At 73.4% G+C, this 23,384-nt stretch carries 20 protein-coding genes; 14 read left to right on the top strand and 6 right to left on the bottom strand.

Annotation, left to right across the window (positions count from 1 at the left end):
- The first annotated feature begins 122 nt into the window (after nucleotides 1-122).
- The 10 genes from ribD to LRS74_RS05190 all read left to right on the top strand — a co-directional run bounded on the left by ribD (nucleotide 123) and on the right by LRS74_RS05190 (nucleotide 9,681).
- Complete coding sequence (ribD, locus tag LRS74_RS05235; RefSeq protein WP_277739876.1) at nucleotides 123-1,310, top strand: bifunctional diaminohydroxyphosphoribosylaminopyrimidine deaminase/5-amino-6-(5-phosphoribosylamino)uracil reductase RibD; 1,188 nt, start codon at nucleotides 123-125, stop codon at nucleotides 1,308-1,310.
- A 1-nt stretch (nucleotide 1,311) separates the two neighbouring features.
- The gene (locus LRS74_RS05230) at nucleotides 1,312-1,944 is read left to right on the top strand and encodes a riboflavin synthase (RefSeq protein ID WP_277739875.1); all 633 of its coding nucleotides are present in this window, start codon (nucleotides 1,312-1,314) and stop codon (nucleotides 1,942-1,944) included.
- A complete protein-coding gene (locus tag LRS74_RS05225) occupies nucleotides 1,941-2,648 on the top strand; it encodes a nicotinamide mononucleotide transporter family protein (RefSeq protein ID WP_277739874.1) in 708 nt (235 codons plus the stop codon). The genes LRS74_RS05230 and LRS74_RS05225 overlap by 4 nt, the downstream gene beginning before the upstream one ends.
- Before the next feature lie 137 nt (nucleotides 2,649-2,785).
- Complete coding sequence (locus LRS74_RS05220) at nucleotides 2,786-4,117, top strand: bifunctional 3,4-dihydroxy-2-butanone-4-phosphate synthase/GTP cyclohydrolase II (protein WP_277744610.1); 1,332 nt, start codon at nucleotides 2,786-2,788, stop codon at nucleotides 4,115-4,117.
- A gap of 216 nt (nucleotides 4,118-4,333) precedes the next feature.
- Nucleotides 4,334-4,819, top strand: coding sequence for a 6,7-dimethyl-8-ribityllumazine synthase (gene ribH / locus LRS74_RS05215; RefSeq protein WP_277739873.1), 486 nt, complete (start codon nucleotides 4,334-4,336; stop codon nucleotides 4,817-4,819).
- Between the two features lie 246 nt (nucleotides 4,820-5,065).
- Nucleotides 5,066-5,338, top strand: coding sequence for a phosphoribosyl-ATP diphosphatase (locus tag LRS74_RS05210; RefSeq protein ID WP_144382497.1), 273 nt, complete (start codon nucleotides 5,066-5,068; stop codon nucleotides 5,336-5,338).
- A gap of 82 nt (nucleotides 5,339-5,420) precedes the next feature.
- Nucleotides 5,421-6,269: an ATP phosphoribosyltransferase gene (gene hisG / locus LRS74_RS05205; protein WP_277739872.1), complete on the top strand. Its 849-nt coding sequence runs from the start codon at nucleotides 5,421-5,423 to the stop codon at nucleotides 6,267-6,269.
- A gap of 78 nt (nucleotides 6,270-6,347) precedes the next feature.
- Nucleotides 6,348-6,806 carry a PH domain-containing protein gene (locus tag LRS74_RS05200; protein WP_277739871.1) on the top strand — a complete coding sequence of 153 codons (459 nt, stop codon included), beginning with the start codon at nucleotides 6,348-6,350 and terminating at the stop codon, nucleotides 6,804-6,806.
- 314 nt (nucleotides 6,807-7,120) lie between these two features.
- Entirely contained in the window at nucleotides 7,121-8,569 is a 1,449-nt protein-coding gene (locus tag LRS74_RS05195) for a hemolysin family protein (protein ID WP_277744609.1), read from the top strand.
- Nucleotides 8,566-9,681, top strand: coding sequence for a hemolysin family protein (locus LRS74_RS05190; RefSeq protein ID WP_277739870.1), 1,116 nt, complete (start codon nucleotides 8,566-8,568; stop codon nucleotides 9,679-9,681). The genes LRS74_RS05195 and LRS74_RS05190 overlap by 4 nt, the downstream gene beginning before the upstream one ends.
- 152 nt (nucleotides 9,682-9,833) lie before the next feature.
- On the opposite strand, the gene LRS74_RS05185 is transcribed toward LRS74_RS05190, so the two are convergent.
- A complete protein-coding gene (locus LRS74_RS05185) occupies nucleotides 9,834-11,822 on the bottom strand; it encodes an AAA family ATPase (RefSeq protein WP_277744608.1) in 1,989 nt (662 codons plus the stop codon).
- Nucleotides 11,823-12,392: 570 nt separating this feature from the next.
- Nucleotides 12,393-13,121 carry a hypothetical protein gene (locus tag LRS74_RS05180; RefSeq protein ID WP_277739869.1) on the bottom strand — a complete coding sequence of 243 codons (729 nt, stop codon included), beginning with the start codon at nucleotides 13,119-13,121 and terminating at the stop codon, nucleotides 12,393-12,395.
- A gap of 519 nt (nucleotides 13,122-13,640) precedes the next feature.
- On the opposite strand from LRS74_RS05180, the gene LRS74_RS05175 reads away from it, so the two are divergent.
- Together LRS74_RS05175 and LRS74_RS05170 are read left to right on the top strand one after the other, a co-directional pair.
- Nucleotides 13,641-15,035: a peptidase C39 family protein gene (locus LRS74_RS05175; RefSeq protein ID WP_277744607.1), complete on the top strand. Its 1,395-nt coding sequence runs from the start codon at nucleotides 13,641-13,643 to the stop codon at nucleotides 15,033-15,035.
- A gap of 367 nt (nucleotides 15,036-15,402) precedes the next feature.
- Entirely contained in the window at nucleotides 15,403-17,628 is a 2,226-nt protein-coding gene (locus LRS74_RS05170; RefSeq protein WP_277739868.1) for an EAL domain-containing protein, read from the top strand.
- Here the strand turns inward: LRS74_RS05170 and LRS74_RS05165 are convergent.
- The 3 genes from LRS74_RS05165 to LRS74_RS05155 form a co-directional block, all read right to left on the bottom strand.
- Nucleotides 17,625-18,071, bottom strand: a complete 447-nt coding sequence (locus LRS74_RS05165) for a DUF779 domain-containing protein (RefSeq protein ID WP_277739867.1) — start codon at nucleotides 18,069-18,071, stop codon at nucleotides 17,625-17,627. The genes LRS74_RS05170 and LRS74_RS05165 overlap by 4 nt on opposite strands.
- Complete coding sequence (gene adh / locus LRS74_RS05160) at nucleotides 18,071-19,594, bottom strand: aldehyde dehydrogenase (protein WP_277739866.1); 1,524 nt, start codon at nucleotides 19,592-19,594, stop codon at nucleotides 18,071-18,073. Before adh ends, LRS74_RS05165 begins: the two co-directional genes overlap by 1 nt.
- A 64-nt stretch (nucleotides 19,595-19,658) precedes the next feature.
- A complete protein-coding gene (locus LRS74_RS05155; RefSeq protein ID WP_277739865.1) occupies nucleotides 19,659-20,972 on the bottom strand; it encodes a GAF domain-containing protein in 1,314 nt (437 codons plus the stop codon).
- Between the two features lie 398 nt (nucleotides 20,973-21,370).
- Here LRS74_RS05155 and LRS74_RS05150 point away from each other — a divergent pair, with 398 nt between their 5' ends.
- Complete coding sequence (locus LRS74_RS05150; protein WP_277739864.1) at nucleotides 21,371-22,063, top strand: hypothetical protein; 693 nt, start codon at nucleotides 21,371-21,373, stop codon at nucleotides 22,061-22,063.
- Between the two features lie 285 nt (nucleotides 22,064-22,348).
- On the opposite strand, the gene LRS74_RS05145 is transcribed toward LRS74_RS05150, so the two are convergent.
- Entirely contained in the window at nucleotides 22,349-22,525 is a 177-nt protein-coding gene (locus LRS74_RS05145; RefSeq protein ID WP_277739863.1) for a zf-HC2 domain-containing protein, read from the bottom strand.
- A gap of 94 nt (nucleotides 22,526-22,619) precedes the next feature.
- Here LRS74_RS05145 and LRS74_RS05140 point away from each other — a divergent pair, with 94 nt between their 5' ends.
- Nucleotides 22,620-23,348, top strand: a complete 729-nt coding sequence (locus LRS74_RS05140) for a sigma-70 family RNA polymerase sigma factor (protein WP_277739862.1) — start codon at nucleotides 22,620-22,622, stop codon at nucleotides 23,346-23,348.
- Nucleotides 23,349-23,384 lie beyond the last annotated feature (36 nt).

The following is a 23,384-nucleotide window of genomic DNA, read 5'->3' as shown; positions in this document are numbered from 1 at the left end:
TACCCGCGCATGCGCGGCGGCGGTCCGCGTCGGTCGCGGCCGCGTACGTGTTGTGCGGCGTTCCCGCTTCTGTCGTTCTTCGACAGCCCCGGAGTCCGTGCCCGAAGAGGCAGGAGGACCCGGTGGCCACCGCAGCCGAAGCCCAAGCGATGCGCCGCGCCGTCGCGCTCGCCGCCCGTGGCCTCGGGCATACCAGCCCCAACCCGGTCGTCGGCTGCGTGATCCTCGATCAGGACGGTCAGCCCGTCGGCGAGGGATGGCACCAGCGGGCCGGGGGGCCGCACGCCGAGGTGCACGCGCTGCGCGCGGCCGGCGACCGGGCCCGTGGCGGCACCGCCGTCGTCACCCTGGAACCCTGCAACCACACCGGCCGCACCGGGCCCTGTGCCCAGGCGCTGCTCGACGCCGGGATCGCCCGCGTGGTCTACGCCGTCGCCGACCCCACCCCCGCCGCGACCGGCGGCGCCACCACCCTCGCGGCCGCCGGCGTGGAGGTGGAGGTCGGGTTGCTGGCCGAGGAGGCCGAGGCGGGCAACCGCGCCTGGCTGACCGCCGCCCGGCTCGGCCGCCCGTACGTGGTGTGGAAGTACGCGGCGACGCTCGACGGCCGCATCGCCGCCGCCGACGGCACCAGCCGCTGGATCACCTCGGCCGCCTCCCGCGCGGACGTGCACCGGCTGCGCGCCGAGGCGGACGCCGTCGTCGTCGGCTCCGGCACGCTGCGCACCGACGACCCGCACCTGGCCGTACGGGGCCGTGAGGGGGTCACTCAGCCGCTGCGGGTGGTCGTGGACACCAACGCCATGATCCTGGCGAGCGCCCGGGTCCTGGACGACGCCGCGCCGACGCTGATCGCCGTGTCCGAGCAGGCCGACACCCACCATCTGCCGGGCGTGGACGTGGTACGTCTGCCCGCCGACGACACGGGCCTGGGGATCCACGCCCTCCTCGCCGCCCTCCACGCGCGCGGGGTGCGTTCGGTGCTGCTGGAGGGCGGGCCCACGCTGGCCGGTTCCTTCGTCGCCGCCGGCGCCGTCGACCAGGTCGTGGGGTACCTCGCCCCGGTGCTGCTGGGCGCCGGGCGCGCCGCGCTCACCGACGCCGGAATCACCACCATCGCCGAGGCGTTGCGCCTCGATGTGACCGACGTGACCTGGTTCGGGCCCGATCTGCGCATCACCGCCGTACCCACCGCCGACACCGCCGTACCCACCGCCGGCACCGGCCACGACGCCGCGGACACCGATCCCGGCGCCACCGGATCCACCAGCACCAGCACCAGTACCGACACCGACTCCGAGGAGAACTGACGTGTTCACGGGCATCGTTGAAGAACTGGGTGAGGTCGTCGCCGTCGAGGACCTCGGCGACGCGTCCCGCTTCCGACTGCGCGGTCCCCTCGTCACCGACGACGCGAAACACGGCGACTCCATCGCCGTCAACGGCGTCTGTCTGACGGTGGTGGAGACCGCCGACGGTCAGTTCACCGCCGATGTCATGGCCGAGACCCTGAAGCGTTCCAGCCTCGGAGCCCTCGTCCCCGGCGCGCGCGTCAACCTGGAGCGCCCCATGCAGCTGGGCGGTCGGCTCGGTGGCCACCTGGTCCAGGGCCACGTCGACGGCACCGGGACCATCCTCGAGCGCACCCCGGCCGAGCACTGGGAGCTGGTGAAGATCTCGCTGCCCACCGGCATCGCCCGCTATGTGGTGGAGAAGGGTTCCATCACCGTCGACGGCATCAGCCTGACCGTCGTCGACGCCGCCGACGACCACTTCACCGTCAGCCTGATCCCCACCACGCTCGCCCTGACCACCCTCGGCATCAAGCAGGTCGGTGACCCGGTCAACCTCGAGGTCGACGTCGTCGCCAAGTACGTCGAGCGGATGCTCGGCCATGAGGGCCGCGACGGGCACGATACGAAGCAGAAGGAAGACGTCCAATGAGCGCCGCGGCCATCGACGGGCTGAACTGGCTGAACAGCGGGGCCGGGCAGGTGCTCGGACAGCGCGTCCTGTGGTCCGACCTGATCGGCAACACCCTGGGGCTGGCCGCCCTGGCCCTGGGCTGGCGGCGCTCGGTGTGGACCTGGCCGACCCAGTTCATGGCCGGCGCCATCCTGGTCGCCGCCTACGCCTCCGCCCAGCTCAGTGGCGGTGTGGGCAAGCAGCTGCTGGTCATGGGAGTGGCCGTCTGGGGCTGGCACCGGTGGCGGAGCGGCCGCCCGGAGGCCGGTGGCGGCGCGGTCGCCGTGCGGTTCGCCACCGGCCGGGAGCGCGTCGCGCTGCTGGTCGGCACGGCGCTGGGGACCCTGGCCGTGGGCGGCCTGTTCACCGCCGTCCCCGAGCTCTCCTGGAACCCCTGGCCCGACGCCTACATCTTCACCGGCACCCTTGCCGCGATGGTCGCCCAGGCCCGTGGGCTGGTCGAGTTCTGGTTCGCGTGGCTGCTGGTCGACGTGGTCGGTGTTCCGCTCGCCTTCAGCAGCGGGCTGACCTTCTCCGGCCTCGTGTACGTCATCTACCTCGCCCTCGTCCTGTGGGGCGCGCGCGACTGGTGGCTGCGCTCCCGTAAGGCCGAGGACCGCGCGACCACCGGCCACGCCGACACGGGTACCGGCGCCCCCGTGCTGGAAGGAGCGCTGTCATGACCGAGGTGCGAACGGACGCCGCGACGATGAACGGAGGACGACGCGGAATGACCGTGTTGCGGAGTGTGCAGGACAGGGACGTCGCCATGGTCGGCGGCGCGGCCCCGGGCGCCGAAGCGGACGCGACGGCGCACGCGATGCCGGACACCAGGGCCGAGGGGAGGGTGTCCGCCGCGGACCCCGCACCGGGCTGGGGCGACGGGCTGGTGCTCGACCCCGTCGAGCGCGCCATCGCGGAGATCGCCGCGGGCCGCCCGGTGGTCGTCGTCGACGACGAGGACCGGGAGAACGAGGGCGATCTGATCGTCGCCGCCGAGAAGGCGACCCCGGAGATCGTCGCGTTCATGATGAGCGAGTGCCGGGGCCTGATCTGCGCCACGCTGGAGGGCGCCGACGTGGACCGGCTGGAGCTGCCGCAGATGGTGGCGCAGAACACCGAGTCCATGGGCACCGCCTTCACGGTCTCCGTCGACGCCACCGCCGAGCACGGCGTGAGCACCGGCATCTCCGCCGCCGACCGGGCCACCACCCTCCGGCTGCTCGCCGACCCGCACAGTGTCCCCGGCGACTTCGCCCGCCCCGGCCACATCTTCCCGCTGCGCGCCCGCCCCGGCGGCGTCCTGGTCCGCAACGGCCACACCGAGGCCGGAGTCGACCTCGCCCGGCTCGCGGGGCTGCGTCCCGCCGCTGCGATCGTCGAGATCGCCGGCGAGGACGGCGCCATGCTGCGGCTGCCCGAACTGGTCGCGTTCGCCCGTAAGCACGGCCTGGCGATCATCTCCATCGAGGACCTCATCGCCTACCGCCGCTCCGCCGAACCGACCGTACGGCGGGAGGCCGAGACGCGGCTGCCCACCGCCTTCGGCGAGTTCCGGGCGTACGGCTACCGCTCCACCGCCGACGGCGTCGAGCACATCGCGCTGGTCGCCGGCGAGATCGGCGACGGCGAGGACGTCCTGGTCCGGGTCCACTCCGAGTGCCTGACCGGCGACGTCTTCCACTCGCTGCGCTGCGACTGCGGGCCCCAGCTGCACGCCTCGCTGGAGCGGGTCACCGCCGAGGGGCGGGGCGTGGTGCTCTACCTGCGCGGCCATGAGGGGCGCGGCATCGGGCTGCTGCCCAAGCTGCGCGCGTACGAGCTCCAGGAGCTGGGCCACGACACACTCGACGCCAACCTGGAGCTGGGGCTCCCCGCCGACGCGCGGGACTACGCCGCCGGCGCGCAGATCCTCGCCGACCTCGGCGTGCGCTCGCTGCGCCTGATGACCAACAACCCCGACAAGACCGCCGCCCTGGTGCGGCACGGCTTGCGGGTGACCGGGCGGGAGCCGATGCCGGTCCAGGCGGGCGAGCACAACCTGCGTTACCTGCGCACCAAGCGGGACCGGATGGGGCACGACCTGCCCTGGTTGGAGGGTGAGCGCGAGCGTGAGCGCGCCGAGCCCGTCTCCGCCTGCGGCAACCAGTGAGTCGCCGCTGAGGCGCCGGCGACGAGCCGCCGGTGGGCTCTCGACGCGTACGCCCACGACAACCGGGCGGCACGTCGGCGGCAACCGGCGGAAGGGCGTCGGCGCTTCACCCGTCGACCCCGTCGACACCCCCACCTCGTATTCCCCATCTCGTATTCCCCGTAGTCCGGTACATCCCCCACAGCGATACACGCAAGATCTGCACCGAGGAGAGACATGAGCGGTAAGGGCGCACCCGAGCTGACCGTGAAGAACTGCGGCGACCTGCGCGTGGCCGTGGTGGCCGCGCAGTGGCACCAGAAGGTGATGGACGGCCTGGTGGACGGCGCGCTGCGCGCCCTCCACGACCTGGGCATCGACGAGCCGACCGTGCTGCGTGTGCCCGGCAGCTGGGAGCTGCCGGTCGTCGCCAAGGTGTTGGCCGGCCGCGGCTACGACGCCGTCGTCGCGCTGGGCGTGGTGATCCGCGGCGGCACGCCGCACTTCGAGTACGTCTGCCAGGGAGTCACCCAGGGCCTGACCCAGGTCAGCGTCGACACCGGTGTGCCGGTCGGCTTCGGCGTGCTGACCTGTGACACCGAGGAGCAGGCGCTGGACCGGGCCGGGCTGCCCGGTTCCAACGAGGACAAGGGCCACGAGGCGGTCACCGCCGCCGTCGCCACCGCCGTCACCCTCCGCTCGGTCTCCGAGCCCTGGCACTGACCGACGGGCGCCCGAGCCGCCCAGCGCTCCCGCGGCGCCGCCGGGTCCCGAGCCCCCGCGGCGCCGCCGGGCCCCGTGTCCACGCCGGCGCCGGCGGCTCCCGAGGTCGCGCGACGTCCCGGCTCGCTCGGGGGCTCGCGGGCTCCCGGCCTCGCGTCGCGCCGGACAGCCGCGCCGAGGCGGGTCCGGGGCGGACGCGAGCCCTAGCGCCGAACGGTGCCGGGGACCCCGTAGGCTAGGACCACCATGGCCAACAAGACATTCGAGGAGCTCTTCACGGAGCTCCAGCACAAGGCCGCCTCGGGCGACCCCAGCACCTCCCGCACCGCCGAGCTGGTGGACAAGGGCGTGCATGCCATCGGCAAGAAGGTCGTCGAGGAGGCCGCGGAGGTGTGGATGGCCGCCGAGTACGAGGGCGCCGACCGCACCGCGGAGGAGATCTCCCAGCTGCTCTACCACCTCCAGGTGATGATGGTCGCCCGGGGGATCTCCCTCGACGACGTATACGCTCACCTCTGACCCCGGTCGCCGACCGACCCCGCCCGTCGACCGAACCCGCCCGCACCGTCCAACGTTCCTACGCACGAAGGAAATCGCTCTCATGCTGCGCATCGCCGTTCCCAACAAGGGTTCTCTGTCCGAGCCTGCGTCGGCGATGCTCCATGAGGCGGGCTACCGGCAGCGGAAAGACCGGCGGGAACTGGTCCTCGTGGACACCAACAACGAGGTGGAGTTCTTCTTCCTCCGCCCGCGCGACATCGCCGTCTACGTCGGCTCCGGCCGTCTGGACATCGGCATCACCGGGCGCGACCTGCTGCTCGACTCGGGCTCCCAGGCCGAGGAGATCATGCAGCTCGGCTTCGCCGGCTCGACGTTCCGCTACGCCACCCGTCCCGGCACCGCCAAGGACGTGGGCGACTTCGGCGGGATGACGATCGCCACCTCCTTCCCCGGCCTGGTCACCAAGCACCTGGCCGACAACGGCGTCGACGCCTCCGTGGTCCACCTCGACGGGGCCGTCGAGACCGCCATCCAGCTCGGCGTCGCCGAGATCATCGCGGATGTCGTGGAGACCGGCACCACCCTGCGCAACGCCGGTCTGGAGGTCATCGGCGCACCGATCCTGGAGTCGGAGGCGGTCGTCATCCGCCGCGTCGGGGCGCCGGCCGACGACCCGAAGGTGCAGCAGTTCCTGCGCCGCATGCAGGGCGTCCTGGTGGCCCGGCGGTACGTGATGATGGACTACGACATCCGGGTGGAGCACGTCGAGAAGGCCGTGGCGCTCACCCCCGGACTGGAGTCGCCGACCGTCTCCCCGCTGCACCACGAGGGTTGGGTGGCGGTCCGCTCGATGGTGCCGGCCGCCGACGCCCAGCGGATCATGGACGAGCTCTACGAGCTGGGTGCCCGGGCCATCCTGACCACCGGCATCCACGCCTGCCGGCTCTGAGCAGCCGAGCCCCGGGCCGCGCCTCGGCCCGGTCCGGGGCCGCATCCACCCACCACCCGCCGACGAGAGACCGACGCCGTGTCCGCCCCCGCATCCCTTCCCGAGCTCCCGGTCACCTTCCGCCCCACCCGCACCCGGCTGGTGCTGCTGACCGTCGGCGTCGCCGTGGCGGTCTGCCTGTCGGCGACCGGACTGCTGCTCTCCCGGTTGAGCCCCGGTGAGAAGGTCAGCTTCGTCTTCACCGGCCTGCTGTTCCTCAGCGTGCTCGTACTGCTCAGCCGGCCCAAGGTGGTCGCCGACACCGAGGGCGTGACGGTCGTCAACGTCGCCTCCAAGCGCAGCCTGGCCTGGGCGGAGGTGGTGCGGGTCAACCTCCGGCCCGGCGACCCCTGGGTGCTGCTGGACCTCTCGGACGGCACCAGCCTGGCCGCCATGGGCATCCAGCCCGGCATCGCCAAGGCACAGGCCATCAACGACGCCCGCGCCCTGCGCGCGCTCGTCGAGCAGCACGGCACGGGCCACGGCCCGAAGCGCTGAGACCGGTCAGACCGGGCGCGGTCGTCTAGCGGACGGTCGACGCACGGTCAGGCGCCCCGCGAACCCCGCCGGCCGCACCGCGCCGCCCGGCGGGTGCCGATCGGCGAACGGGAACGACCTCGACGAAGACCGGGCAACCGGAGCGATGACTCTGCCGTACCTCGGGTTTCCTTGATTACTCTGTTGCGCAAGGCGCACCGTGCGCCCCGCCCGACCACCGGGCTCCTGCGACAAGAGGAGTGACTTCCTCCAACGATGGACGGTTCGTCCTGTAGTATCTGCGCCGCCGCTCGCCCGAAGGCGGCGGCATGAGCATCACCCTCTCTCTTCTGCTGCTCGCCGCGGCACTCGTCCTCATCCTCGCCAACGGCTTCTTCGTCGCCGCCGAGTTCGGCCTGGTCACGGTCGAACGACCGGAGGCCGAGCGGGCCGCAGCCGAGGGCGACCGCCGGGCCCGCGCGGTCACGCGCTCGCTGGGCGAGCTCTCCTTCCAGCTCTCCGGGACGCAGCTCGGTATCACCATCACCTCGCTGGTCGTCGGCATGCTCGCCGAGCCCGCCCTGGGCCATCTGCTGACCGGTCCGCTCACCGGCGCCGGGGTGCCCGGCGGAGCGGTGCCCGGCGTCGCCGTCGTCATAGGCATGCTGGTGGCGTCCGCCGTCCAGATGGTCATCGGCGAGCTCGTGCCCAAGAACTGGGCGGTCTCCCGACCGATGCAGGTCGCGCGGTTCGTCGCCGGCCCCCAGTACGCCTTCGCCCGCTTCTTCCGGCCGCTGATCGCGGCCCTCAACGCCTTCGCCAACCGCCTGGTGCGCGCCCTGGGCGTGGAGCCCACCGAGGAGCTCGCCTCGGCCCGCACCCCCGGCGAACTCGTCTCGCTCGCCCGCCACTCCGCGCGCGCCGGCGCCATCGAGCAGGACACCGCGGACCTGTTCGTGCGGACGCTGTCGCTGGGCGAGCTGACCGCCCAGCATGTGATGACCCCCCGAGTGCGGGTCAGCGCCCTCCAGTCCACGGCGACCGCGCAGGACGTCCTCAACCTCACCCGTGCGACCGGTCTGTCCCGGTTTCCCGTCTATCGCGAGCGGCTGGACGAGGTGATCGGCATGGTGCACCTCAAGGACGCCCTGGCCGTGCCCGCCCACGAGCGGCTGCGCACCCCCGCCGGCCGCATCGCCCGCCCCCCGCTGCTGGTCCCCGAGACGCTGCCGGTGCAGCCGCTGCTGGAGCGGCTGCGCAGCGAACAGCCGATAGCCGTCGTCGTCGACGAGTACGGCGGCACGGCGGGCGTCGTCACCCTGGAGGACATCGTCGAGGAACTCGTCGGCGAGGTGCGCGACGAGCACGACGACGAGGCCGCCGACAACCCCGATCTGACCCAGCTCTCCGGCGAGGACGGCCGCCCGGTCTGGGAGGCCGACGGCGGCTGCCGCGTCGACGCGCTGCGCACCATCGGCCTGGAGGCGCCCGACGGGCCGTACGAGACCGTCGCCGGACTCGTCGCGGACCTTCTGGCGCGCATCCCCGTCCCCGGCGACACCGCCGAGCTGCCCGGTTGGAAGCTGTCCGTGCGACAGGTCGGGCACCACCGCGCCGAGCGGGTGCGCATCGTCCGTACGACGGCCGCCCCGGCGCCGGCCCCGCTCTCGGACGCCGGTACGGAATCCGCACGGTTCGCGGCACGGGTCTCCGGCCCGGCCTCCGCGCCCGACGCGGCACCGGACTCCGCCTCCGCCCCGGCCTCCGCGGGGGCCGCCCGATGAGCGCCCTGCAACTCCTCTTCGCCGTGCTGTTGGTCCTCGCCAACGGCTTCTTCGTGGGCGCCGAGTTCGCCCTGGTGTCGGTGCGCCGCAGCCAGATCGAGCCGCACGCCGCCGGGGGCTCGGCCCGCGCCCGTACGGTGCTGTCCGGGCTGGAGAACCTGCCGCAGATGATGGCCGCGGCGCAGTTCGGCATCACCGTCTGCTCGTTGACCCTCGGCGCGGTCGCCGAGCCGACCGTGGCGCGGCTGCTGGAACCCGTCTTCCACGCCGTCCACCTGCCGGAGCAGCTCATCCACCCGCTGGGCTATGCGCTGGCCCTGGCGGTCGTGGTCTGTCTGCACCTGGTCATCGGCGAGATGCTGCCGAAGAACCTGGCCATGGCCGCGCCCGAGAAGACCGCCCTGTGGCTGGCGCCGGGGCTGGTCGGCTTCGCCCGGCTGTGCCGCCCGGTGACGGCCGGGCTGGGGGCCGCGGCGCGGCTGGTGCTGCGGCTCTTCCAGGTCGAACCCAAGGACGAGGTCGAGGCCGTCTTCACCAGCGAGCAGCTCACCCACCTCGTCGCCGACTCGCGCCAGGCCGGGCTGCTCGAACCGGGCGAGCACGAGCGGCTCGCCGACGCGCTGGAGCTGGGCAGCCGGCCCATCACGGACGTGCTCCTGGACCCGGCCGGCCTGGTCACCGTGGACCCCGCCGTCACCCCGAGGCAGATCGAGGAGCTGACGGTACGGACCGGCTACTCCCGCTTCCCGGTCCGCGGGCCGCGCGGCGCCTTCATGGGCTATCTGCATGTGAAGGACGTCCTGGACCTGGAGGACCCGGAGCGTGCGGTGCCGCAGCACGTATGGCGTCCCATCGAGACGCTCCGCGCGGAGCTGCCCCTGGACGACGCCCTCACCGTGATGCGGCGCGCCGCCTGTCACCTGGCCGCCGTCGCGGACTCCTCGGGCCGGGTGCTGGGACTCGTTGCCCTGGAGGACGTCCTGGAGATGCTGGTCGGCGAGGTGCGCGACCCGGCACACGTCCCCTCCCACCGGGGAGCGGACGGGGCGGCGAGCCGCGTCTCCGAGCCACGAGGCGAGCCGCTGGAGGAGCGTGTGGTCGTCGGCGGATAGTCGACGGCCCGGTCCGCCCGATGCACCGGTCCTCAACCGGCCCGCCCGGTCGCTTCCCGGCCGGGCGGGCCGCCGTGTGTCCGACGGCCGGCTCGTGGCCGAGTACTACGGATCACCGGTGGCGATCCGCCGCCGTCGTCCTGCCGCGGGCCCTAGGCGATGGGCGGGTCCAGGGGGCCGCGGCCGGAGAGGACCTCGCCGTAAGCCTGCATGAGGTCGGGGAGGCGGAGGGTCGCGAGGTCGTCACGGGTGGGAACGCCGCTCCAACCCGCCAGGCGCAGATCGCGGTAGGCGCAGCTCTTCTCGTAGAGAGTGCGGAGGAACCGACCGTTGCCGAGCTCGTCGATCCAGCCCTGGGCGACGACGTGCCCGTTGACGCTGCGCAGCTCCTCGACCGCCTCCTCGTCCCAGCGGTCGCCGTTCTCGGCGGCCAGGACCTCCCCTATCCGGGTCAGTTCGAGCGGGCGGTAGCTGGGGAAGTCGACGCGGGTGGTGAAGCGGGAGCCGAGCCCGGGGTTGGCGGCGAGCAGCCGGTCCATGCCCTCGGGGTAGCCGGCCAGGATGACGACCAGGCGGTCGCGGCTGTCCTCGGCGCGCTTGAGGAGGACCTGGAGCGCCTCGTCCCCGTAGGCGTCCCCCTTGCTGTAGCCGGTGTTGGAGAGGCTGTACGCCTCGTCGACGAAGAGCACCCCGCCCAGGGCGGAGTCGATCAGCTCGTTGGCCTTGACCGCGGTCTGGCCGAGGTACTCGCCGACCAGGTCGGCTCGGCCGGCCTCCACCAGGTGGTCGCCGCCGAGCAGCCCGAGCGCGTAGAAGACCCGGCCCAGGATGCGGGCGACCGTGGTCTTGCCGGTGCCGGAGGGACCGGAGAAGACGAAGTGCCGCTTGGGCGGCTGGACCGGGAGGCCCTGGCCGGCCCGCAGCCGGGCCATGCGCAGCTGCGCGGAGAGCGCCCGCACCTGCCGTTTGACGGGCTCCAGCCCCACCATCCGCTCCAACTCGGCCAGCGCGCTCTCCAGCAGCTCCGGGTCGGGCGGCCGTGGCTCGGCAGGGGTGCGGGACCTCTCCCGGGGGCCGTCGGCGTCCATGGCGCCGGTTCCGAGGCGGGGTGGCTCCTCGGGCCCCGCGCCGGTGCCGCCGACGCCGCCGGCCGGACCGCCGGCCAGACCAGCGCCGTTCCCGGCGCCGACACCGCCGACGCCGCCGGTACCGCCCCCGCCGGTGGCGCCGTTGAGTCCGGCCGTGCCGGAGCCGGCCCGCTGGTCGCGGCCGTCGCCCGGATCCGTGGCACCGGGGGCGGACTCCGGCTCCGGGGGCGCGCTCGCGCCGTCCCCGGCGAAGGAGGACACCGCGGCGAGGTCGGCGGGCTCGTCCAGGCCGTCCCCCTCCGCGATCGCGGCCAGCCGCGCGGCGGTGTCCATGAAGGTCGCGTCGATACGGTGCACCGCGCGGTACAGCGGCAGCGCCGCGGCGGTGCGTCCGGTGCCCTCGTGGGCGCGCGCCAGCCAGTAGCGCAGCTCCTTGCGCTGCGGCTGCTCGCTGCGGCACCGCATCAGCGCCGCGGACAGCAGCGGCTCGGCCTGGCTGTACATCTCCAGCCGCACCCGGGCCATGCCGCCGAACAGCCCCGCCTCGATGCCCAGCAGCGGGTCGTCGATCAGCGGCTCGGTGTGCCGCACCAGCTGCTCCCAGTCCTTGACCAGGTACGCCCGGCAGGCGTGCAGGAAGCGCGCCTGCGGGTCCGCCTCCACCGGTGGGCAGCCGGCCAGCGCCCGGTCAAGCTCCGGGACGTGCCGCCCGTCGAGCCAGTGCGAGGCGTGGGCGAGCAGCAGGTCGCGGCCGCTCTCCAGCACCGGCTGTACCCACCAGCCCAGCCAGTACCAGGAGTTGAGGGTGCGGCCATGGCGGCTGCGCTGCTGTCCGAACCGGTCGCGGTGGCGGTACATGCGCAGCAGCGCGGTCGCGGTGTCGGCCCGCAGCGCGTGCAGTCCGAGCCAGGCGTCGGCCATGCCGGGGTCGTGCCGCACCGCGGTCCGGAACTCGTCCTCGGCCTGTGCGTAGGCGCCCATCGTGTAGGCGTCGACGCCACGCAGCCAGGCGAGGTCTGCCGGGGCCGGTGAGCCCTGCGCGCCGAAGTCCATCACGTCCCCCACAAACCGTGCCCCCGTGGTGTGCCGCCGGGCGGATGCCTGGCAGCCGCCTTCCCTGCCCAATCGCTGTGTCGTGGCCGGGGATTGGCCAGTGTTCCGGTGCCGTCGCCGCTTCCCGTGGCGGACCGCACCGATTCGCATCGTACCTGCGCAGGCGGCATGGGCCGAGGGTGGCGTACTGCTGTTCGTAGGGGAGTTGAGGGGTGTGCGGGAGGGGTGTGAGCCGCCGGGGCGCGCTCCCCCTGGGGAAGGCAGGGGGCCGACGGGAGGCGGGGGCACGAGGGGATGGTGACCGAGGGTGAGGAAGGAGCGGCGCAAAGCGCTCGAATCGCTCATCGCGGGCAGAACGAAGCCCCCGGTCACGGGGGAACAACCGGGGGCTTCGCGTTGTCGGGCGACCCGTACGAGTCGCACATTGAGAACGTAAGACCTGTATGGCCCCCAGGTCAAGCCGAGTTGGGGCACACGCCGCGCGTCGGACGGGGAGTCTGCGCCACGCCGTCCAGGTCGTCACGCTTAGTGAGGTCCGCCCCTGGGTGGCGGCTTGGGCGAACCCGGCGCTCAGCGGTCGACCGCGCGCCCCTCCAGTACCTCATACGCCTCCTGACGCGCCTGCTCCATTGGCCCCTCAGGGCTCTCGGGTCCCTCAGTTCCCTCCGATCCCGTGGAACCCTCGGCTCCCGAAGGTTCCACGGGTTCCACGGGCTCCGCGGGTGGCTCCGGGGCCTCCGCCGGCTCTGGTGTGCGTCGCACCTGCCGTACGCGTGCGTCGGCGTAGGGCAGCGAGGGGTCGTCCGCGAAGTGCGCCCACTCGGCGCGCCGCCAGCCCTCCCAGAAGTCGGACAGGCCGGGGCCGTCGCGCAGTTCGCCGCGCGCCCAGGAGGCGTCGGCGGGCAGCTCCATCCAGAGCAGGAGGGCGAGGTACGGGCGCAGTGCCCGGCGGCCGCTGCCCACGCCCTCGATCAGGATCACCGGGGCCGGGCGCAGCTCGCGCACCTCGTCCGCGAAGCGTCGTGCCACCCAGTCGTACGCGGCGTACCGCGCGGTGCCGCCCCGCGCGAGCGGCTCCAGGACCTGCCCGCGCAGTCGCCCCGCCCACGCGAAGAGCTCCTCGTGGGTGGCGAAGTCATCCGTGTGCAGCACCGGCGCGCCGCCGAGCGCGGCGGCCAGTCGGGTGGCGAAGGTGGTCTTGCCGGAGCCGGCGTGTCCGTCGACGGCCACCAGTCGGACCGGCCCGCACGAGGGTGGCAGGGCCCGGATCCGGCGCGCCAGTGCGCTGAGCGTGTCCATCGGGCCCACCCTAGGGGAGTACCACGGAAACGCCAATGGTCTAATCCAATATTGATACGGGTGCGCCGGGGGAATCACTGGCCGGAGGGCGCTCGCAGCGGCCATAGTTGTGCGACTGTCGCGCACCCTGCCCCACTGGACGACGACTGGGGGACCTCCATGACCGGATGCGGTACCGGAGCAGAGACCGGACCGGGGAACGGGCCCGGGACGGGACCGGGCACGAGGCCCGGGGCGTCGCCCGGACACGCCACCGTGCCCGGCCCCGCGAGCGGCGCGGTCGCCGAGGCCGACGCCCCGCGCGGGCCGGAAGCCGCCGCGGTATCCGACTCCGCGGAAGGGTTGGTTCCCGCCCCCGCCACCCCGTCCGGTGCCGCCGCGACCACCCCGCCTGGTGCCACGTCCGCGGCCACGTTCATCTTCGCCGCCACGCCCCCCGCCGCATCCGCCGCCACGTCCACGTCCGCCACGCCACCCGCCGCGGCCACGTCCACGTCCGCCGTCACCCCGCGGCGCGTCGTGCTGGCCGCCGCCCTCGGCACGGCGGCGGGGTTGGCCGCGGGCTCGGCCTCCACCGCCGCGGCGGTCCCCCCTTCCGTGTCCCGGCCCGCCGCCGGCACCCTCGGCGTGCCGGGTGACCGGCCGGGTCGCCCCGGCAACCCGGAGGTCGTCCCCCAGGTGGAGTACCACGGCTGGACCAGCCTGCCCGACTGGCACCGCGGCACCTGGGAGGGCGTCCGCGTCTCGGCCGGCCCGCGCGCCGGCGTGGCCATCGCCCGCCCGGTCGGCGTCATCGACCACACCGATCCGCACACCGGCACCACGGCCCGCTGGGAGTACGCCACCTGGACCTCCCCGGTGCACTCCCTGGGCACGCCCGCGACCGAGGCCGTCGTGTCCTGGAACGCGCGCACCCCCGCGGGCACCTGGCTCGCGGTCGAGATGCGGGCGGCCTACCAGGACGGCGAGGTCACGCCCTGGTACGTGATGGGCCGCTGGGCCTCGCACGACGGCCCCGACTCCATCCGGCGCACCTCCGTCGACGGGCAGGGCGACGGCCGCAGCGGCGTCTCGACCGACACGCTCGCGATCGACGACCCCGGGAGCGGGCTCCGGCTCGTCTCGTACCAACTGCGGCTCACGCTCTACCGGGCGCCGGACACCGACCGCTCCCCGATCGTGTGGCGGCTCGGGGCGATGGCCTCCGACGTGCCGGACCGCTTCGAGGTGCCCGCCTCCACGCCGGGCCAGGGGACGGCGCGCGAGCTGGTGGTGCCGCGCTACTCGCAGAACGTCCACATCGGGCGGTACCCCGAGTACGACAACGGCGGCGAGGCCTGGTGCAGCCCCACCTCCTCGCAGATGATCGTGGAGTACTGGGGGCGCAAGCCCACACCCCGGGAACTGGCCTGGGTCGACCCCGCGTACGACGATCCCCAGGTGTGCCACGCCGCCCGATACACCTATGACTATCAGTACGAGGGCTGCGGCAACTGGCCGTTCAACGCCGCCTACGCGTCCACCTACCGCGATCTGCAGGGCGTGGTCACCCGACTCGGCTCGCTCAATGACGCGGAGCGACTCATCGGCGTCGGTATTCCGCTCATCACGTCCCAGTCCTTCCTCAAGACCGAACTGGACGGAGCGGGTTACGGCACGGCCGGGCATTTGCTGACCGTAATCGGTTTCACAGCTCACGGTGACGTGATCGCCAATGATCCGGCGAGCGCCAGCAATGACACGGTGCGGAGGGTCTACAAGCGCCGTCAGTTCGAGAACATCTGGCTGCGCACCAAGCGCTATAACGCCTCGGGGAAGGTCGTCTCCGGGACCGGCGGAGTGTGTTATCTGTATTTCCCGGCGCGGCCGTCGGCGGCACAGAAGCGGGCGCTGGCCTCGGTCGGGATCCGCTGACCCGACCGACGGGCCGTGCCGCCCCGGTCCGCGATAAGGGATACGACGTGTCATCACCGGTTGTCTGTTCGTAACCCCTGGCCGAATGCGGGCCGTTGATTTCCGTTTGCTTCTTCCATTCCAACGGACGATCAGTAATCTCAGCTCATCACCGGCGTACCGCCGCCGACCCGAGAACACCCCGATGAGCTGGAGACACTGAACTGATGGAACCTCTGGATCGGGATCGTCCGGTTGCCCCGCCGGTCGTGGTCGTGCTCCACTTCCTCGATGGCGCGGACGGTCCGCGGCCGGCGGAAGTGAGCGACGAAGTGCGGGACGTGTACCGGCGGGCGGGTTCGCCCCGGCTGATCGCGGGGCGTGGGATATGACGTCGGCACATTCGGGAACTAGGGGCGTCAGGGGCACGACTACGAGAGGCGAGGGAACTACGAGACGCGTGGGGGCGATTGAGGTGGACGACAGAGACGATCCGGACGACGGACGACTCCAGCGGTTCGCGGCGATCTGGAGCCGCGCCATCTACCCCGCCACCGCCACCTCGTTGCCGCTCCACGAGTTCGAGCGCACCCTGGAGCCGCTGGCCCGCAGGCTGAGCGAGGCCCTGCGCTCACAGCCGTTCGACCCGCGGCCGGCCCACGAGGTGGGCGCGGCGTTGGTGCAGGCGCACTGCACCGAGCCGGACGCGCTGCCGCTGATCCTGGGCGTCGTCGACGCGTATCTGGTGCTGTACTGCCCGCCGGACCGGCCCCAGGGCTCGGAGGAGAGCCGGGCCCGGTGCACCCGGCTGCAGCACGCGCTGGCCGCCGGCTTCGTCCGCGAGCTGCGCGACCGGACCCGGCACGAGCAGGAGGAGCTGGCGCGGGCCGCGCGGACCGAGGCGGAGCAGGCGCTGCACGCCAGTGAGGCCAAGTTCCAGGCGGTCTTCGAGGGCGCGGCCATCGGTGTGGGCATCGCCGACCTCGACGGCCGGGTGCTGGTGGTCAACGACGCCGTGGCCCGGATGTTCGGCGGCCGGGAGTACTTCCAGCGCAGCCGCAACGTCCTGGACTGGGTGCACCCCGAGGACGCGCCCGGCGTCATGGACCTCTACTGGGAGCTCGTCAGCGGCGAGCGCGACCACTTCCGCATCGTCAAGCCGCACCCCCACCCCGACGGCAGCGTGATCTGGACCAACCTCTCGGTCTCGCTGCTGCGCGACTCCAGCGGTAAGCCGCAGTACCAGCTCGCCCTGATGGAGGACATCACCGAGCAGCGGCTGCTGGAGCAGCGGCTGCACTACGAGGCCACCCATGACGCGCTCACCGGGCTGCCCAACCGCACGCTGTTCTTCGAGCACCTCGACCGGGCGCTGGCCGCCGACGCCGAGTCCGAGCGCTTCGGCGTCTGCTACCTGGACATGGACGGCTTCAAGGCGGTCAACGACAGCCTCGGCCACGCGGTGGGCGACCGGCTGTTGCAAGCCGTCGCCGAGCGCCTCCAGGCGTGTGTGACCTCGCCCAGCGAACTGATCGCCCGCGCGGGCGGCGACGAGTTCGTGGCGCTCGCCGCCGGCCCCACCGCGCAGGCCGACGCCATCGCGCTGGCCCGCCGGATGCTGGCCATGCTCGCCGAGCCGTTCACCCTCGACGAGCGCGAACTGCTGGTACGGGCCAGCATCGGCGTGGTCGACGGCCGTGCGGGGGAGATCGGCCGGGCCGAGGTGATGCGCAGCGCGGACATCACGATGTACCGGGCCAAGGCCGCCGGCGGCAACCGCTTCGAGCTCGCCGACCCGGACTCCAACGCGCGCGTCATCGCCCGACACAGCCTCACCAACCGGCTGCCCTCCGCCCTGGAGAACCACGAGTTCTTCATCGAGTACCAGCCGCTGGTCCGGCTCTCCGACGGCACCGTGCGCGGCGCGGAGGCGCTGGTGCGCTGGCTGCACCCGGTGCACGGGGTCCTCGGCCCCGACCAGTTCATCCCGCTCGCCGAGTCCACCGGCCTGATCGTCCCGCTCGGCCACTGGGTGCTGGAGGAGGCCGCCCGGCAGGCCCGTGCGTGGAGCGACGCCGGCTGTGGCGCGGACGGCGGGCAGCTGCGGGTCAATGTCAATCTGTCGCCGTGCCAGCTGCGCCACCCCACCCTGGTGGCCGACACGGTGGCCGTGCTGGAGGACGCCGGGCTCTGCCCCGCGGCGCTGTGCCTGGAGGTCACCGAGAACGACCTGATCGGAGCGGACGAGGACGCGCTGCGGCCGCTGCGCGAGCTCGCCGACCTGGGCGTGGACATCGCCCTGGACGACTTCGGCACCGGCTACTCCAACCTGTCCTACCTGCGCCGGCTGCCCGTCAGCACCCTCAAGCTGGATCGTTCCTTCACGCGCGGCATGCAGCACGCGCCCGCCGACCCGGTCGATGTGAAGATCGTCGAGGGCATCGTCTCCCTGGCCCACACCCTCGACCTCGCCGTCACGGTCGAGGGTGTGGAGACCGGGGTGCAGGCCGAGCATCTGCGGCTGCTGGGCTGCGACACGGCCCAGGGCTGGTACTACGCCCGCCCCGGGCCGCCCGAGCGGCTGCACACCCTGGTGCTGGCGGACGCGAGCTAGCCCGCCGGGCCGGGCCGGGGAGTCCGGTCCGCGGGGCCGGTACCGCCCGCGCCCGGGTCGGCGTCCGCCAGCAGCCGGGAGCGGATCAGGAAGCGCACCCCTTCCGGCGCCTCCAGCGAGAACCCGCTGCCCCGGCCCGGCACCACGTCGACCGTCAGATGGGTGTGCCGCCACCGCGCGAACTGGTCGGCGGCCATCCAGAAGCCGATCGGCTCCGGCACGCCCCGCACCGTCAGCGACCCGAGCAGCACGTCGGAGCCGCCGGTGCGGAACTCGCCGCGCGGGTAGCACATGGGCGAGGAGCCGTCGCAGCAGCCGCCCGACTGGTGGAACATCAGCGGGCCGTGCGCGTCGCTCAGCCGTCGCAGCAGCCGCGCGGCGGCGTCGGTGAGCGCGACCCGCTCCACCCCGTCGTCGGCTGACGGTCGCTCCAGCGCACCCATCAGAACAGGCCGAGCTTCTTGGGGGAGTAGCTGACCAGCAGGTTCTTCGTCTGCTGGTAGTGGTCCAGCATCATCTTGTGGGTCTCGCGGCCGATCCCGGACTGCTTGTAGCCGCCGAAGGCGGCGTGCGCGGCGTAGTCGTGGTAGCAGTTGGTCCACACCCGGCCCGCCTGGATGGCGCGGCCCGCGCGGTACGCGGTGTTGCCGTCGCGGGTCCACACGCCCGCGCCCAGCCCGTACAGCGTGTCGTTGGCGATCGTGACGGCCTCGTCGAAGTCGGCGAAGGAGGTCACCGCCACCACCGGACCGAAGATCTCCTCCTGGAACACCCGCATGCCGTTGTCGCCCTCGAAGACCGTGGGCTGGACGTAGTAGCCGCCCGCCAGCTCGCCGTCCAGCTCCGCGCGGGCGCCGCCGGTGAGGACCCGTGCGCCCTCCTGACGGCCGATGTCCAGATAGGAGAGGATCTTCTCCAACTGGTCGTTGGACGCCTGCGCGCCGAGCATGGTCGCGGTGTCCAGCGGGTGCCCCTGGACGATCCGCTCGGTGCGGGCCACCGCCGCGTCCATGAAGTCGCGGTAGTGGCCGGCCTGCACCAGCGCGCGGGACGGACAGGTGCACACCTCGCCCTGGTTGAGGGCGAACATGGCGAAGCCCTCCAGCGCCTTGTCCAGGAAGTCGTCGTCGGCGGCCGAGACGTCGTCGAAGAAGATATTGGGGCTCTTGCCGCCGAGCTCCAGCGTCACCGGCTTCAGGTTCTCACTCGCGTACTGCATGATCAGCCGGCCGGTGGTGGTCTCCCCGGTAAAGGCGATCTTCGCCACGCGCGGGCTGGACGCCAGCGGCTTGCCGGCCTCCACGCCGAAGCCGTTGACGATGTTGACCACGCCCGGCGGCAGCAGGTCGGCGATCAGCTCCATCCACACGTGGATCGAGGCCGGGGTCTGTTCGGCGGGCTTGATCACCACGGCGTTGCCCGCGGCCAGCGCCGGCGCCAGCTTCCAGGCGGCCATCAGCAGCGGGAAGTTCCACGGGATGATCTGGGCGACGACCCCCAGCGGCTCGTGGAAGTGGTATGCCACGGTGTCGTCGTCGAGCTGTGACAGGCCGCCCTCCTGGGCGCGGATCGCCCCCGCGAAGTAGCGGTAGTGGTCGATGGCCAGCGGCAGGTCGGCCGCCAGGCACTCACGCACCGGCTTGCCGTTCTCCCAGGTCTCGGCGACCGCCAGCGCTTCGAGGTTCGCCTCCATCCGGTCGGCGATCCTGTTCAGGACGGTGGCGCGCTCGGCCGGCGAGGTGCGTCCCCAGGCGGGCGCGGCCGCGTGGGCCGCGTCCAGCGCCCGCTCCACGTCCTCCGCGGTGCCTCGCGCGATCTCCGTGAAGGGCTGCCCGGTGACCGGCGTCGTGTTCTCGAAGTAGCGGCCCTGCTTCGGCGGCACGTACTCGCCGCCGATCCAGTGGTCGTAGCGGGGCTTGAAGCGGACGGGCGAACCTTCCGAACCCGGGTTTGCGTAACGCGTCACGGGGGCCTCCTCCATCGGTGTCCCCGCCCTCGCGCGCACGCGCGGGCGGGCGGTGCGCGGGAGGCTAGCCGCGACGACGTTGCGCGGACGTTGCGTCGCCCCCGCGCGGTGCCGCGCCCAGGCCGTAGGCGGCCCGCAGCCGCTCGGTGTGGGGGACGAGGGCGGCGCGGGCCGGGGCGCGCGCCGGGAGGGCCGTCAGCAGCACCTCGTGGACCTCCAGGTCGTCCTCCCCCCACGGCGACTCCACCCACCGACAGAGCAACTCGGCGTCCCCGCCGGCGAGCACCGCGCGCCGCAGCCGGTCCTCCAGCAGCCGCCGCATGCGGCGCACGCCCGGCGCCTCCGACAGAGGCAGCAGCGGACCCCGATAGGTGCGCAGCGCGCCGTAGACGTCGCCCGCCGCCAACTGCTCCGCGGCGACCGTCATATCGGCCGCCATGGGCGCGCACAGCCGGTACGGGCGCGAGGCGAGCAGCGGCCCCACCAGGCGGCGCAGCCGCGACAGCTCCGCGCGGAGGGTGACGGGGGAGCGCCGGTCCGCCCGCTCGCCGTACAGCTCGACCGTCAGCCGGTCGCCGGTGAGCCCCTCGGGATGGCCGGCCAGCAGCACCATGATCTCGCTGTGCCGACGGCCGAGCCGCAGCCGTAAGCCGTCGCCGGTCAGCAGCGCCTCGTCACGTCCCAGGGCGGTCAGGGTGGTCCGCGGCCCACTGGCCCGCGGCGTCAGGGCCATCAGCTGCGCCTCCGCCGCGCGGGCGGTGGCGCGCACCAGGGCCAGGCTGTGCGGGGACGCCAGGTGGTCGCCCCCGGTGAGGTCGACCGCGCCCAACAGCCGGCCGGTGTGCGGGTCGTGCACCGGGGCCGCGGCGCAGCTCCAGTGCTGCACCCGGCGGTTGTAGTGCTCGGAGGCGAAGATCTGCACCGCGTGGTCCAGCGCCAGCGAGGTGCCCGGCGCGTTGGTGCCCGCGTGCCGCTCGTCCCACCGGGCCCCGGCCACGAAGTTCATGCCCTCCGCGCGGTCCCGGACGCCCCGGTGCCCCTCCACCCACAGCAACCGGCCGCGTTCGTCGGAGACCGCCAGCAGATGGGCGCCGTCATGGGCGATGCTCCCCAACAACTCCCGGAACAGGGGCATCACCCGGGCCAGCGGATGCTCGGCGCGGTACGCCTCCAGCTCCGCGTCGCCCAGCTCGATCGGGGCCATCGACTCGGGGACCACCAGCGCCGCCGCGGAGCGCCGCCAGGAGGCCGCCACCACCTGCCGTACGGCGGGGTCGACGGCGCCCTCGGTCAGGAACGTCTCATGGGCGCGGCGCACCGCGCGGGAACGCTCCGCCGGATCCGTGTCCGGCGCCATCGCCAGCCAGGGGTTGGCCACGGGGACTTGCGACCTCGGGCATGACTCCGCGTTCATCGTCCGCTCTTCCGCCGTCCGGTCCGTGCGGTCCACCCTCCCTCGCCGGGCGGGCCGCCCGCAACGGTGCGAAGACGTCCCGTCGGCGGCGGTTTCACCCGGGGTGCGCGCGGAACATCCGACGCGGTGCCGCGCGCACCCTTCCGCTCGGCGCCGTATCGCGCTTCACTGGCGCCATACGCCAGCCATGGCGCCAGCCAGACCGCGAGCAGAGCGGACCGCCGGAACGTCCCCCCGAGCCGGCGGCCCCTCACCGCCCCGTACCACAGGGCCGAGGTACGGGGCGGAGCCTTGTCCGCAATGGCGTGTCATCAGGCCCCCGGCGTCACGCCGCCGGACGCGGGTGCAACGATGAGGGCGTCATGGAAGCGCGGCATGTCGGGCACGTACTGCGGGCGCTGCGAGCCGCGGTGTTCGCAGCGGTCTGTGTGCTGCTCGCTGCCCTGGGGCACGCGGTCATGTCGGGCTCCGACATCCCGCTGTGGGCGGTGGCCGGTTCGCTGCTGGCCACCGGGGTCGCGGCCTGGGGCATCGCGGGCCGCGAGCGCGGGCCGCTGGTGATCACGGCTGCGACCGTCGGCGCGCAGTTGGCGCTGCACAACCTCTTCACCTACGCCCAGAACACCGCCCCGCGGCCGGATCCGACGGCGGGTCACACCCCGCTGTCCGAGGCCGGGTTGTCCCCCTCGGACCTGGTCTGCGGCGACCTGGTCGCCGCCGCCGGCCAGCAGGCGGGCCACGCGGCCATGGCCGGCCACTCGATGTCCCACGGTGGGTACAACGCCGTGGGCATGTGGTCGGCGCACGTCCTGGTCGCCCTGGTCTGCGGGGCCTGGCTGTCCGGCGGCGAGCAGGCCGCCTTCCGGCTCGGCCGCACGCTGGCCGTGCGCATCGTCGACCCGCTGCTGCGCCGCTTCCTCCCGGGCGTCCGCCCGGTGGCCGTGCCGCACCGGGTCCGGGCGGCGCGTCACGCGGCCCCGGAGCGACTGCGCCACCTGCTGCTCGTCCATGTCATCGCCACCCGTGGTCCACCGGCGGTGGCCGCCGTCGGCTGACGGCGCGCCACGAGCCACCGATCACGTCACCGGACCACCGCCGCCTCCCCCTCGACGAGGGGTTTGCGGCATATGTTCGGATTCCTGGAAGGACCACAGGCGATGACACCTGTCCTCAACCGGGCGATGCCGTCATGGCATGCGACCCTCGGCGCACCGGCCTTCGGTGTGCCGGACCTCGTGCCGGACCACGACGCGCCTACCTCCGGCGCGCCCGCTCCCGCCACGTCGGAGCGCCGCTCGGCGGCCCGCTCCACGGGAGCGCGCCGCTCGCCGGAGACGGTCTCAGCAGCCGGCCACCCGGGCCGTCAGCTGCCGCAGCCGCCACACCCGACGGGCCCACTCGCGGCACCGCGGGCATCTCGCCAGATGCGCGTCGAGGACCGCATCCGGTACCTCCGGCGGCAGCGCCTCACCGTCGACGCGAGCGGAGATGGCGGTACGAAAATCTGTGCAGTCCACGCTCATATCGTCTCTCGTCCCTTCGCTCGTCGCGTTCCTCGAACGCCGTTCTCCCCGTCCACCTCGTGCGTCACCATCCCGAACGGAGCAGCCCGTGCGTGACCGCGAGCGTGACGACGAGGCGCTGACCGCCTGCGCGCTGGCGGCGCGCGGGGGCGACGCCGAGGCCGTGGACCGGTTCATCCGCTCCACCCGCGGCGACGTGTGGCGGTATGTCTCGCGACTCAGCGACGACCCGCAGTCCGCCGACGACCTGGTCCAGGAGACCTATCTGCGGGCGCTGAGCGGACTGCCCCGCTTCGAGGCGCGCTCCTCGGCGCGCACCTGGCTGCTGTCCATCGCGCGCCGCGCGGTCGTCGACCGGCTGCGCCGCAACGCGGCCCGGCCCCGACTCTCGGACACCGACGACTGGCAGGCCGCCGCGGAGCGCACGCAGTGCCGCGCCCTGCCGGACTTCGGCTTCGACGAGGGAGTGGCGCTCTCCCAGCTGCTGGCCCTGCTGCCGTACGAGCGCCGGGAGGCGTTCGTCCTCACCCAGCTGCTGGGTCTGCCCTACGCCGAGGCCGCCGACGTCGCCGGCTGCCCCGTCGGCACCGTGCGCTCCCGAGTGGCCCGCGCCCGCGAGGCGCTGGTGCAGCAGCTGACCGCCGCCGAGCGGGAGGCCGCGGACACCTCCGACTCCGCATGCCCGGACGTCGTCGGGGCATCCGGCGCCGGCACCGGGGTGACCCCGGTCGGCGCGGTGCCCGCGCCCGCCCAGCCGGCCGCTCGTCCCCGGGCGGCCGCGCGGCGGCGACAGCCCGCGCTGGCCGGCTCCCGCTGACGCACACACGACGGGCCGGTGGGCACGCGCGACCGC

The sequence above is a fragment of the Streptomyces sp. LX-29 genome (genome assembly GCF_029541745.1).
Classification (GTDB): Bacteria; Actinomycetota; Actinomycetes; order Streptomycetales; family Streptomycetaceae; genus Streptomyces.
This window is presented reverse-complemented; position numbering and strand designations above follow the sequence as displayed.

Bases quoted from the DNA above. Each gene is read 5' to 3' on its own strand.
- LRS74_RS05210 (WP_144382497.1), top strand. From the start codon at position 5,066: ATGGCCAACAAGACATTCGAGGAGCTCTTCACGGAGCTCCAGCACAAG.
- LRS74_RS05190 (WP_277739870.1), top strand. From the start codon at position 8,566: ATGAGCGCCCTGCAACTCCTCTTCGCCGTGCTGTTGGTCCTCGCCAAC.
- LRS74_RS05220 (WP_277744610.1), top strand. From the start codon at position 2,786: ATGCCGGACACCAGGGCCGAGGGGAGGGTGTCCGCCGCGGACCCCGCA.
- LRS74_RS05165 (WP_277739867.1), bottom strand. From the start codon at position 18,071: ATGGGTGCGCTGGAGCGACCGTCAGCCGACGACGGGGTGGAGCGGGTC.
- ribH (WP_277739873.1), top strand. From the start codon at position 4,334: ATGAGCGGTAAGGGCGCACCCGAGCTGACCGTGAAGAACTGCGGCGAC.
- LRS74_RS05185 (WP_277744608.1), bottom strand. From the start codon at position 11,822: ATGGACTTCGGCGCGCAGGGCTCACCGGCCCCGGCAGACCTCGCCTGG.
- LRS74_RS05170 (WP_277739868.1), top strand. From the start codon at position 15,403: ATGACGTCGGCACATTCGGGAACTAGGGGCGTCAGGGGCACGACTACG.
- LRS74_RS05180 (WP_277739869.1), bottom strand. From the start codon at position 13,121: ATGGACACGCTCAGCGCACTGGCGCGCCGGATCCGGGCCCTGCCACCC.
- LRS74_RS05150 (WP_277739864.1), top strand. From the start codon at position 21,371: ATGGAAGCGCGGCATGTCGGGCACGTACTGCGGGCGCTGCGAGCCGCG.
- hisG (WP_277739872.1), top strand. From the start codon at position 5,421: ATGCTGCGCATCGCCGTTCCCAACAAGGGTTCTCTGTCCGAGCCTGCG.
- LRS74_RS05225 (WP_277739874.1), top strand. From the start codon at position 1,941: ATGAGCGCCGCGGCCATCGACGGGCTGAACTGGCTGAACAGCGGGGCC.